This window comes from Brachyspira catarrhinii (assembly GCF_005518285.1).
GTDB classification, from domain to species: domain Bacteria; phylum Spirochaetota; class Brachyspiria; order Brachyspirales; family Brachyspiraceae; genus Brachyspira; species Brachyspira catarrhinii.
In genome coordinates this window covers 1-12,497 of the sequence record NZ_SJDU01000028.1, presented here as the reverse complement: position 1 = coordinate 12,497, position 12,497 = coordinate 1, and the positions used below count along the sequence as shown (strand labels likewise).

Annotated in this window: 14 protein-coding genes; 11 read left to right on the top strand and 3 right to left on the bottom strand. The window is 32.4% G+C overall.

Annotated elements, in window-relative coordinates; translation table 11 throughout:
- From EZH24_RS02055 to EZH24_RS02000, 11 genes are all read left to right on the top strand, one after another.
- Positions 1-958 (top strand): flagellar hook protein FlgE (locus tag EZH24_RS02055; RefSeq protein ID WP_137997477.1); only part of this gene is annotated, 958 nt, incomplete at its 5' end.
- A gap of 73 nt (positions 959-1,031) precedes the next feature.
- A complete protein-coding gene (locus EZH24_RS02050; protein ID WP_137997476.1) occupies positions 1,032-1,256 on the top strand; it encodes a flagellar FlbD family protein in 225 nt (74 codons plus the stop codon).
- Between the two features lie 65 nt (positions 1,257-1,321).
- Positions 1,322-2,113: a motility protein A gene (locus EZH24_RS02045; protein ID WP_137997475.1), complete on the top strand. Its 792-nt coding sequence runs from the start codon at positions 1,322-1,324 to the stop codon at positions 2,111-2,113.
- Between the two features lie 31 nt (positions 2,114-2,144).
- Positions 2,145-2,948 (top strand): OmpA family protein, encoded by an 804-nt coding sequence (locus EZH24_RS02040; RefSeq protein ID WP_137997474.1) that lies wholly within the window; start codon positions 2,145-2,147, stop codon positions 2,946-2,948.
- A gap of 25 nt (positions 2,949-2,973) precedes the next feature.
- Positions 2,974-3,846, top strand: a complete 873-nt coding sequence (locus EZH24_RS02035) for an RsmD family RNA methyltransferase (RefSeq protein ID WP_137997473.1) — start codon at positions 2,974-2,976, stop codon at positions 3,844-3,846.
- Positions 3,847-4,023: 177 nt separating this feature from the next.
- On the top strand, positions 4,024-4,947 hold the full coding sequence (locus EZH24_RS02030; RefSeq protein ID WP_137997472.1) for a glycosyltransferase: 924 nt from the start codon (positions 4,024-4,026) through the stop codon (positions 4,945-4,947).
- Between the two features lie 422 nt (positions 4,948-5,369).
- On the top strand, positions 5,370-7,592 hold the full coding sequence (locus tag EZH24_RS02020) for a glycoside hydrolase family 2 protein (protein WP_137997471.1): 2,223 nt from the start codon (positions 5,370-5,372) through the stop codon (positions 7,590-7,592).
- A gap of 47 nt (positions 7,593-7,639) precedes the next feature.
- The gene (locus EZH24_RS02015; RefSeq protein WP_137997470.1) at positions 7,640-8,326 is read left to right on the top strand and encodes a pseudouridine synthase; all 687 of its coding nucleotides are present in this window, start codon (positions 7,640-7,642) and stop codon (positions 8,324-8,326) included.
- Between the two features lie 85 nt (positions 8,327-8,411).
- On the top strand, positions 8,412-8,831 hold the full coding sequence (locus EZH24_RS02010) for a bactofilin family protein (protein ID WP_137997469.1): 420 nt from the start codon (positions 8,412-8,414) through the stop codon (positions 8,829-8,831).
- Between the two features lie 27 nt (positions 8,832-8,858).
- The gene (gene map / locus EZH24_RS02005; RefSeq protein ID WP_137997468.1) at positions 8,859-9,653 is read left to right on the top strand and encodes a type I methionyl aminopeptidase; all 795 of its coding nucleotides are present in this window, start codon (positions 8,859-8,861) and stop codon (positions 9,651-9,653) included.
- Between the two features lie 152 nt (positions 9,654-9,805).
- Positions 9,806-11,098: a hypothetical protein gene (locus EZH24_RS02000; RefSeq protein WP_137997467.1), complete on the top strand. Its 1,293-nt coding sequence runs from the start codon at positions 9,806-9,808 to the stop codon at positions 11,096-11,098.
- 484 nt (positions 11,099-11,582) lie between these two features.
- On the opposite strand, the gene EZH24_RS01995 is transcribed toward EZH24_RS02000, so the two are convergent.
- From EZH24_RS01995 to EZH24_RS01990, 3 genes are read right to left on the bottom strand one after another with little or no spacing between them, the layout of a single operon-like run.
- Entirely contained in the window at positions 11,583-11,810 is a 228-nt protein-coding gene (locus EZH24_RS01995) for a hypothetical protein (RefSeq protein WP_137997466.1), read from the bottom strand.
- Positions 11,782-11,943, bottom strand: a complete 162-nt coding sequence (locus tag EZH24_RS13955) for a hypothetical protein (RefSeq protein ID WP_161976090.1) — start codon at positions 11,941-11,943, stop codon at positions 11,782-11,784. Before EZH24_RS13955 ends, EZH24_RS01995 begins: the two co-directional genes overlap by 29 nt.
- Positions 11,940-12,314, bottom strand: a complete 375-nt coding sequence (locus tag EZH24_RS01990; protein WP_137997465.1) for a hypothetical protein — start codon at positions 12,312-12,314, stop codon at positions 11,940-11,942. Before EZH24_RS01990 ends, EZH24_RS13955 begins: the two co-directional genes overlap by 4 nt.
- Between the last annotated feature and the right edge of the window lie 183 nt (positions 12,315-12,497).

Here is a 12,497-nt window from a genome sequence, read left to right as displayed (position 1 = left end):
AGACGGTTATTTTGTCAATCCTTCAAACGGTTATAAAGTTCAGGGCTGGAATGCTCAAATGGACGAAACGGGAGAGATGATAATTAATACGGCGGCTGGAGTTGAAGATTTGATTATTCCTGTAGGTTCAAAGGACCCTGCGAGGGCTACGGAAAATACTACTTTCTTCTGCAATTTGCAAAAGAATTCCGATTATCATCAATCCGATATTACCGTTTACGATTCTACGGGAATACCTCGACAATTAAGAGCGACTTTCAATAGAACGGATGTAAATAGATGGGATATGGTTATAGAAATTCCCGATGCTACGGAAGGAAGCGTAAGCGTTTCGGCGGGAGAGCCTATTCAAGGAGGAGGAAATAATACTTTTCAATTAGTATTTAACGATGCGGGTTCTTTAATATCCGTTAGCGATGGAGGTGAAACTCAAGAGGAAGGAGTTTTAATGCCAAATGTTTCTTTCACATATCCTGGAACGGAAGGCGAAGTAGAACAAACTATTAATTTGACTCTCGGAACTTCTGGTTTATTTAATGGAATCACTCAATTTGAATCTCCTTCCACTACTAAAGCAATCGAGCAAGACGGATACACTATGGGAATGTTGGAAGGATTCAGTATTGACGATAGCGGACAGATAACGGGAGTATTTACAAACGGAAACAGAAAAACATTAGGACAAGTCGCTTTGGCTAAATTCAATAATGCGAGCGGACTCGAAAAAGCGGGAGACACTCTATTTGTGGAAAGCAATAACTCTGGAGCGGCAAATATCGGACCTGCCGCGTTCGAGGGCAGAGGTTCTATTAAAGCGGGAACTTTGGAAATGTCGAATGTCGATTTGAGCGAACAGTTTACCGATATGATAGTGACTCAAAGAGGCTTTCAATCCAACGCGAGAACTATAACTACTGCAGACCAAATGCTTCAAGAAGTTATAGCGCTTAAGAGATAATAGTTTAATTAAGGATAAATAATAATAAATAGACAAATTTATTATTTTATAGTATAATAAATCGGGAGCTTTAATGATACATATAACGAGATTTGATAAAACGATTTTATATGTTAATCCGCATCAAATAGAGTTTATGGAAGAAACTCCCGATTTGGTTATAACTATGCTTTCGGGAAGAAAGATAGTGACAAAAGACAGTTTTGAAACGGTATTGAATAGAATAATAGAATATAGAAAAAGAATCGTAAGCGAAGATACTATTAAAAAACCGTCTTTTTACGGAAACGAAGAATAAGATTTATAATATAATTTTTTAGTAAGATATAAAAATAATAGTAAATAATTTTTAGAGAGTGGAATATGGATATTTTTGTGCCTATATGCCTTATAGTTCCAATAATAGTTAACCTATTCGGTATTATTTCAGGTGGCGGAAGCGTAGCTCACATGGCGGACTTTGCGTCTTTGGTTGTTACGGGATTGGGAGGATTAAATTCGCTCGTAATGGCTAACGATTTTTCGACTATAGTTGGAGTTCCTAAAGCCGTTGGAGTTCTTTTGAATAAACCTCAATTTGACGAATCGCAAATGATAATAACTCTTATAAGTTTTTCCGAGAAAGCGAGAAGAGAAGGTTTATTGGTATTGGAAGACGATATACAGGAAGTGACCGACCCTTTCCTAAAAAAAGGCATGCAATTAGTCGTTGATGGAACGGACCCAGAACTTGTAAAAAATATATTGAATACGGAAATAGACAATATCGAGGCTCGACATGATACGGTTAGAAAGGTATTCGAAGACGCCGCTTCGTTGTTTCCCGCTTGGGGTATGATAGGAACGCTTATAGGTTTGGTTATAATGCTTAGAAGTTTGGGCGGAGGAGGAGGAACGGAAGCGATAGGTTCTGGTATGGCTGTCGCTCTTATTACGACTTATTACGGTTCGGTTATAGCAAACGGTTTTGCATTGCCGATAGCTGGAAGACTTTCCGCAAGGCATTCGTCAGAAGCTTTAATAAAAGGCATTATGATAGAAGGAATATTGTCTATACAGGCGGGAGATAATCCAAGAATAGTTAAAGATAAATTGGTATCTTTCTTACCTCCAGCTCAAAGACAAAAAGTTAATGAACAAGTCGGAGATAGATAAAAATATTAGGAAAGAATTTTAAGGATTTGTAATGGCTACTACAAAATTTGGCAAAAAAGCTAGAAAAGCGGGCGATAGAGCGCAGGTTCCCGGACCTTCCGCTCCGTTGTGGCTTCAAACTTATGGGGATTTCGTAACTTTGGTTTTAACATTTTTCGTTATGCTGCTTGCATCTATGGAAGCTTCGGTTTCTCAAAGTTCCGCTATGCAACTTTTAGCCACCGCGTTTCAAGGTTCTTTCGGCGTTTTATCTGGAGGAGCGACTTTATCTCAAAGCAGTTTAATATACGGCGGAGCTAATGTGGAAACTTTGCCAAGCACGGAGAGAGGTTTCGCTATGGGCAGAAGTATAGACAGAGCCACTTCTGTTTTAGAGTCGGAGATAAAGAGTCAAAAAATAAGAGTTACGGAAGACGAGCGAGGATTTATCATTACTCTTGGCGCGGACCAATATTTTGAATCGGGAAGAACTAATTTGGTTGAAAATCAAAGCAATACGGAAACTTTTATTAAACTCGCTTCTATATTAAGCGGTTTGCCAAACGATATAAGAATAGAAGGACATACCGATTCTGGAGCGATAAGACAAGGCGGGCAACTCGAAAGGCAATTCGGCAATAATTGGGGACTTTCTTCGGCAAGAGCGATGGTAGTTTTGGAAAGATTATTTGAAAGCGACCAAACGGGACAATTAGACAGAAATAAATATTCTATAGCGGGATATGCGGACACTCGCCCTATGGCTTCAAACGATTTGCCAGATGGAAGAGCCTTAAATAGAAGAGTCGATATAGTAGTAGTGCGAAACGATGTCACTTATTATAATCAAAGATAAAGAAAAAGATAAAAAATAATAAATCATGCTTTTGGCGGATAAATGGGACGATTATAAAATATTAGATTGCGGAGACGGAGAAAAATTAGAGAGAATTGGAAATTTTTTAATCTCTCGTCCCGATTCGCAAGTCATTTGGACAAAACAAAAAGAAAAATGGGATAATTTGGACGCTATTTATCATCGTTCGGATAAAGGCGGCGGTTATTGGGAATATATAAATAAGCCGAAAGAAAATTTTATTATCAAATATCAAGATTTATCGTTTTATATAGAATTCACAAATTTCAAACATATAGGACTTTTTCCCGAGCAAGCGGTTAATTGGCAATTTATAATCGATAAGATAAAAGAAAAAAAATCCAAAATAAATTTGAATAAAGAAATAAAGGCTTTGAATTTATTCGCATACACTGGCGGCGCTACGATTTCCTGCGCTTATGCGGGCTGCGATGAAGTGGTTCATGTGGACGCTTCAAAAAAAATTGTAGGACATGCGAAAAGAAATATCGAATTAAATAAACTTAAAAATAAAAAAGTGAGATTTATTATAGAAGATGTAATTCAATTCGTTTTGAGAGAAGTTAGACGAGGAAGAAAATACGATATTATTATAATGGACCCTCCAGTTTACGGCAGAGGACCTAAAGGCGAACTTTGGCAAATAGAAACGAGTTTGACAAAATTAACTAAAGAATGCGTAAAACTTTTTTCAAACGAACCGATACTTTTTTTAATTAATTGTTATACGGCGAGTTTTTCTCATATTTCTTTAAAAAATATTTTACAAACGAATATAAAACATGAAGGATTTTTTGAAAGCGGAGAGATAGGACTTCCGATAGAAAATTCAAAATTAATTCTTCCATGCGGAATATACGCAAGATTTTTTACATGAAAAGCGAATAAAACTGCTTGACATTTTTTCTCAAATATCTTATAATTCAATCGTTATGATAAATATAAATTTTAGTTTCATGAAGCCAAGCCAAGCCAAGCGCTAATTTTATACTTTTTACATTTCCCTGCATTATTTTCAGGGCGATTTGCTATTGCATTTTTTCGGAGTAAATAAATGCGGTTTAAGAAAAAATTAGCGATAGTTTTATGCACGACAATTAACCAAATGTTTGCCGTAGGAAATGTTTTAATCGGTTTGAAGAAACATTTTTCACTTCCCGAAGACGAATACGATATTATTTTATATGTAAATAAAAAGTTGGATAAAAGAGACGAAAACGCAATTAAAAGTATTTATAAAAATGCAATAATAAATATATATAAATCTCCTTTTTCGAAATCTTTCAAAAATAGCAATTGCGCTTTAATGTGGAGCGTCATGGCTTTTGCAAGATACGAATGTTTTTCTTTAATTGAAAAATATAATAAAGTTTTGTATTTTGATACGGACATACTCGTTCAAAAAGATATAATTGATTTGCTTAATATTAAAGAAAATATGGGCGTATGTTTTGAAGATGTTAATACCGTAAGAGGAAATATTGAAAGTATGGCTCAAAGATTTAAATCTAAAAAATATAACTTGGATAAGAAACTTTTTAATTCTGGCGTATTTTTGCTTAACGATTCGATAACAAACGGAAACGAAATAAAAGATTGGCTTTATAAAATGTCGGCAAAGTGGATTGTGGCAGACCAGCCGATTCTAAATTTGGCGGTTCAAGAATTCAATATAAATGTTTATGATTTTTCTGATGCTTACAATAGATTTAAACTTTCTAAAAAAGGAACGGAAGACGCTTGTATAATCCATGCTCTTTACGGTGGTAAATTTTGGAATACAAACGATAGCGAAGAATGGAATGAAAATAATAAAAAATGGATAGAGTTGGGCGGAACGGCTTACGACCCAAAATATGTTGAAAACAAAATTAAAGAAATAAATAAAATAGCTTGGTGGATACCAAATAAAAAATTAAGAGATATTTACAGAGTTCGAATGGGGGAGAAATACGGCTTCAGATGGGAATTATATTGATTAAATTATAAAAATTTTTAAATAATGAAATGTTATTATTCATAATAAAGACAAAATTTTAATAACTCCAGAAAATATAGATAAAATATAAAAAATATTATTTTATAAATTATAAACCTCAATTAAATAATCCAAAATATCTTCGGGCTTTAATCTATTCAAACAATCAACGGTTTTGCATCCTCGCTTTATATATTCGCGATGAAAACTCTTAAAAAAATTGCAATACTTTTTTCTCGCTTCGATATTAAACGCTTTCTCTATGACGAATTAAAACTACTTTTGTCATTAAAAACTCCTTTGTAAAATATTTAAATTATTAAAATTATTTTATTAATTATACATTAAAGAATGAATAATAAACGATATTGATTTTTTATATTTAGGTTATAAAATTAATCAAAAAATTTTTAGGATAATCTATGAGAGAGATAATAAATTTCAATACGAATTGGAAATTTTTTAAAGAATGGAACGATAACATAAAAAATGAATTTCTTAAAGGCGAAGAAGTAAATTTGCCTCACACGGTTCATGAAATTCCTATGCATTATTTTGACGAAGCGGACACTTGGCTTATTTCTGGCTATCAAAATATTTTTAAATTCGACAAATCAAAATTGAAAGACAAAAGAATACTTATAAATTTTGAAGGAGCTATGGCTGCGGCGGAAGTTTTTGTAAACGGAAAAAGTTTCGGCGAGCATAAGGGCGGATATTTGCCTTTCGTCTACGATATTACGGACGAATTAAAAGACGGAGACAATATCATAGCAATAAAATTGGACAGCAGAGAGCGAGACGATATTCCTCCTTTTGGAAACGAGATAGATTATTTATGCTACGGCGGAATATATAGAGAAGTTCAAATAATAATAACGGATAATATTTCGATAGAAAAAACTATGCTAACGGCTTTATCGAATCAAACGATAACTGGAAAAATCAGAATAAGAAATTCAAAAAAAGAAGCGACAAAGGAAACTCTATATTTTAATTTGTATAATAGAGAATATCTTGTTGGAAAAATAGAAAAAGAGATTCAATTAAAAGACGAATTATTTACCGACATAAATATCGATTGGAATATAGAATCGGACAGAATAGAATTGTGGGATATAGAAAATCCTCGACTTTATAAACTCGATATAAGTTTGAATAATAAAGATTTGGTTTCGGTAAAACTCGGATTTAGAGACATTAAAATAACGGAAAACGGATTTTTCTTAAACGACAAAAGAATAAAATTGAGAGGATTAAACCGACATCAAAGTTTTCCTTATGTTGGATACGCTATGCCAGAAAGAGTTCAGAAAAAAGACGCCGATATTTTAAAATTTGATTTGGGATTAAATATAGCGCGCTCTTCTCATTATCCGCCTTCGAGACATTTATTAGACAGATGCGATGAAATAGGTTTGCTCGTTTTTGAAGAAATTCCGGGCTGGCAATATATAGGAAATAAAGATTGGCAAAAAGTTTCGATTGAAAATGTTAGAGATATGATTGAAAGAGATTTTCATCATACTTCGATAATTATGTGGGGAGTGAGAATTAACGAAAGTCAGGATAATCATAGTTTTTATAAAGAAACGAATAAAGTCGCTCATAAATTGGATAAAACGAGACCTACGGGCGGAGTGAGATATATAATCGGAAGCGAATTCCTCGAAGATGTTTTTACCGTTAATGATTTTAATTACGATGGAAACGCTACTCCGATTAAAGCTCAAAAGTTTGTGACAAAATTAAACGAAAATGTTCCTTATATGATTACCGAATATAACGGGCATATGTTTCCGACTAAAATGCAAGACCAAGAGGAGAGATTAGTCGAACATACGAAAAGACATTACGAAGTCGTTAATGCAATAGCGATTGACAATCATATTGCTGGAGGAACTGGCTGGTGCGCTTTCGATTATCATACTCATTACGATTTTGGCTCGGGCGACAGAATATGTTATCATGGCGTTTGCGATATGTTTAGAAATCCAAAATTTGCAGCGTCAGTTTATTCTTCTCAAATTGATACGGATAAAAAAATTATTCTCGAACCGATAACGATATACGCGAGAGGCGAGAGAGCGATTGGAGGAATTACTCCTTTAATGATTTCCACGAATTGCGATTATGTAGAAGTTTATTTTAAGGATATTATGATTGCAAAAGAATATCCCGCCACAAATAAATATCCTGGATTAAAACATCCTCCGATTATTATTAATATAGAACAAAATATACCTGGCGTAAGTTCTATGGATTGGGAAAATTTGAAATTAATCGGCTATATAAACGGCAAAGCGGAAATTGAAAGAAATTATTTGAAAAATCCCACTTTCAAAGAATTAAAAATAACTGCGGACGATAAAGAAATTAATTCTATAAACGAAGGCTCTGCTTGGGATTCCACAAGAATAACGGTTAAAGCTGTCGATTCGATTGGAAATAGACTTCCTTATATTAACGAAGCGATTAAAATAGAAGTTAAAGGAGCGGGCGAACTTATAGGGAACGATAATCCCGTATTGGAAGGCGGATATTATTCTTTTTGGATAAAAACAAGCGGTAAGAAAGGCGCTATAAAAATAACGGTTTCAAATAAAAGAGTGGAAAGCAAAACGATAGAGATAAAAGTTAAATAATTAATAAAATTATGATAATATAATCAAAAATAAAAAGTTAAAAAATTATGAGATTAAATAAATATATAGCCTATTTAAATATTGCAAGCAGAAGAGAAGCGGACAAATTAATTAAAGATGGCAAAGTAAAAGTCAACGGAGAGATTATATTTAGTCCAGCTATTCAAGTTGACGAAAAAGACGAAGTTATTTGCGACACGGAAAATTATAAAAGCGAAAAAATATATATAAAATTAAATAAACCAGTCGGCTATGTCGTTTCAAATAATAAAAAAGAAGGCAAACCGATTTATAAATTATTAAACGAAGAATTAAAAAATTTATATCCCGTTGGAAGATTGGACAAAGACAGCAAAGGGCTTATACTTTTTACGAACGATGGAGTATTTAGCCGAAAAATAATCGGAGAGGGAAGCGAATGCGAAAAAGAATATTATGTAAAATTAAACGATAATATTTCGGACGGAGCTTTAAAAAAATTGGAATTCGGAATTTCATTGGACGGCAAAAAATTAAAACCAGCGATAGTTAAAAGAGTTGCAAAAAATTCTTTCAATATAATTCTTAAAGAAGGCAGAAACAGACAAATAAGAAGAATGTGCGAAAAGGTTGGTTTTGAAGTGATTTTATTAAAAAGATTGAGAATTTCAAATATATATTTAAACGATTTGGAAGAAGGAAAATTTGAATATTTAACCGAAGAAGAAATAAATTCCGTTTTAAATTTAAATTAATTTAAAATAATTAAAATAAAATAAATATTGACTTTTTAATATTATCCTTATAAAATTAAATCAATACATTTTCGGAGTTGATTTTATGGCAAGAAAAGACATTATAAACAGCGTAATCGGAGACGGTTCTTCGTTTAAGGGAACTTTTATAGTAAAAGGCTCTTTTCAAATAGACGGAAAATTTGAAGGCGATTTAAAAATAGACGGACATTTAATTATAGGAACTAACGGAAGAGTAAAAACAAGCACGATTCTTACCGAAAGCATAACTATAGCGGGAACTTTAATCGGAAATATAGACGCTAAAAAAGAGGTTATCGTAATAGAAACGGGAAGAGTTTTGGGAAATATAGAAGCTCCTAAAATAGATGTCGGCGAAGGAGCGATTATTCAAGGCGAGATGACGATTACGGGCGGACAAAAAAAGAATATCACAAAAGTCGTTGAAGAATCTTTTACGGTTAATAATAATCAATCTTCCGAAAGTTCGAATAAAAATAATTAGTTTAATTAATTTGTCTTAAGGAATAGAATGGCTATCAAAATAAAAACCCAGTCCGAAATTAATTTAATGAGAGAGAGCGGACATATACTTGCAAATGTATTTAAAGAAGTCGGAAAAATCGTAGAAGCGGGAATATCGACAAAAGAATTGGATAAATTCGTTTACAATTATATAAGAAAAAACAACGCTAAACCTTCGTTTAAAGGTTATGGAAATCCTCCTTTTCCAGCTTCTATTTGCGCTTCGATAAATAACGAAGTAATTCATGGGATACCGAGCAAGAAAAGAATTTTAAAAGAAGGCGATATAATAGGTTTGGATATAGGAGTTTATTATAAAGGCTATCACTCGGACAGAGCTTTTACTTTTAAAGTCGGCAAAGTTTCGGACGAGGCTTCGAGGCTTGTCGATACAACAATGGAATCTTTTTTCAATGGAATCAAAGTTATAAAAGACGGAGTTCATTTGGGCGATGTTTCTTATGCAATACAAAAAACTGCGGAAGATGCGGGTTATTCTTTAGTAAAGGAATTTCAAGGACATGGCGTAGGTTCGAATTTACATGAAGAGCCTGCCGTTCCAAATATAGGCAAAAAAGGAACGGGACCGATATTAAAAACGAATATGGTTATAGCCATAGAGCCGATGGTTAATGCGGGACATCATTCCATTTTGATAGAAGACGATGATTGGACTGTGATAACTAAAGACGGTTCTTTGTCTTCGCATTACGAACATACCGTAGCGGTTACTCAAGACGGAGTAGAAATTTTAACCGCTTTGGAAGACGATGAGATAGTTAAGAAATATATGAATGAATAATTTTTTATTCTTATATATATTTCTTATATATTCGCTAAATTGCTTAAAATAACGGTTTATTAAAAATAGTATTAATCAAAATACTTGATAAAATAATTAAAAATGTTATTATTATAATATTTATTTTTACAAAGAATATATGATAAAATAATATGAATGTAGAATTTTTACTTTACGCTAAATTTGATAATAAAAGAGTTATTCCTAATCGAGATAGATTATTTAAAGCGATAGTTTCGTCTTTAAATGAAGTTGGAATCAATCCGCTTGTAATGATGTCGGAATATTCGATAATAGAAAACGAAAACACTTTAATATATTCTTTTCACCCTACTTCCGACCCGATGTATTTTGAATATAAAGACGAAACTTTATTTGTGACGGTAAGCGCGGGAACTTTTGGAGCGGGTTATCATAAATTTGTTATCAATGTTTTGGACAGAATAGCGCGAAGACTCGATATAAAATTTGAAGAAAGCGAAGAATATAAAGACCCGAGCGGTTATTTTATAGAGAGAGATTTTAATAAACTCAAAAAATTTTTTATAGATTCTTTAACCGATTATTCAAAAATGTTATTGGAACATCATGAAAAAGGTTTTGGAAATTTCATGATAGCGATGCCTTACGATTACCCGATTATAGAAAAAGAATATTTCGCTCTTTCTACTTTGGGATATTGGGGAAAAACTTGGTTTGCCGATTTTGTTAATGCCGCCGAAGAAGATAAAGAAAAATTTGCCGAAGATTTTTTTATTTGGAACGAAGAGGAAATGAACGCCCAATTTTGGTTTAAGAGTTTGATAAGTCTTATATGGCTTTATTTTCCGTTTAGAGAAATTATAGACGACAAAGAAAAAAAACTTTATAAAGAAATAATTTATTCTTTTCAAGAAGCCTATAAAAAAGATAAAAATTTGAAATATCCTTACGATATTTTAATAAAAGTCGCCGAATATTTGGACGATTCCAATTTGGTAAAATTTTTTGAAGAAAATAAAAATAATATTAAGCAAAATATCAATATTGGATTTAGAACGGAGAAAGCTCGTTATTTGGTTGCGGGCGGATTTACAATAGTTTTGCCAATGCGAATGAATATGAATAGAAGCGATAAAACACTCGTGGAATTTAGAGACATTAATATTTATATTGCGATGCAGGTTTATACTTTTTCAAACGAAGAAACCGACATTATAATGGATTATGTGATTAAACAAATGGACATAGCGGACGAAGACAAGGGAAAACAATTGGATATAAAAATTGAAGCGGATAATATAAAAAATATAGCCTACGAAAAAAAATTGGATAACGAAGACAATATAATAACTGTCGCCGCTGTTACAAATAGACTCGCTTTGCTTATTTGGTTTACTTATAACGGAGAAGAAAATAGAGAGATTTGCTTGGATGCAATAAAGTCGATAAGATTGGAAGAGTAGATTTAGAATTTAATAAAATAAAGTGTTGACATATTTCATTTAGCCCCGCTTATTCCATTCCTATAAATACAAACCTATTTTATAAATTAAATATTGTAGATATGTATTTATTATATAATGTTTATAGTTTAATTGAAAATGCTATTCATTTTATTTGTTAATAATCCCGACTAATAGATTACAAAATACCAGCGAATAGACGGAAAATATAGGAAAATAGCGGAAAATAGCGGAAAAAAATCGCCAAAAATCTATTCGCCGTTATTTTAAAATCTGCCTCTTAAAAAATAGCTCGAAAATACCCTAAAATACCCGAAAAATCCGCCAAAATTAGCCGTAAAATCGCCGTTTAATCGTCCTAAATCCTAAAAAATCGCCCGAAAAATACCGTCTTAATCGTTATAATAACAGTTTATAATCGACTCGACTCTTATAATATCCATGTTGTAATTTTCAATTAAATAGTTTATTTTTTCTTGCTTTGTCATACGCATTGCCTCTCTATATCTTTTATAATCTCCACTCCCTCGTCATAACTATCTACTCCAATGTCGATAAAATCGTGGGTTAATAATCTTATTTTCACCTTCTTTCGTTTATTGTAGTCGTTAATGAAACAGCATACCAAATTGTCTTTTGATATTACGGCTACAGTTATGCCTTTCTTTTTGATAGTTAAAAAATCATTTTTTCTTTTCGCTTTGAAAAACATTTTTATTTCTCCTTTCAAAATATTTAATATACCCGCTATAGTCGAAAATCTTTATTGCCGTTTTAATATCCGTCATGTAAAAATTACCGTATCGAGTATTTATTATACTAATCTTACCGCTTTTATTTTTCATTCTACAATATCCCAAATCTTATTTTCTCGCATATATTCGTCATTCAAAGAGTAATAGTCTGCATCCTCTAAAACCTTTTTTAAAATATTTTTTTCGCATAATAATTTTAACGCGTTTTTAAGTTGATAAATTAAAGCCTTCGGGTTTTCTTTCCTCAAATCGTTAAACGATAGCGACTGCCAGCATGATGCGAAAGACGCTTGCGGATGTTCAATATCGAGAGTTAAAAAATCAATCAAAATCCAGTTTGCCACATTGTTATTATAGTTCAATCCGCTTACCTCATTTATTTTATCAAGTCTTTTACTTATGGTTTTCTCTGTCTTTCGAATCTGTTCGTTATAAACTCTATCAAGCATATCTTCTAACATATTTTTTTATTATCCCCCTTGACTTTTTAAAAATAATTGACTATATTTAAAATAAAGAGAGATTTTCAAGTAGAGGCATTTTACTACATAACGAGCGATTGTTATGTGTGGTTCTGAAAGTCTCTCTATTTTATTTTTTGCCATTTTATTTTATTAGCCTCAAATTTACTTTTCTTTTGATTT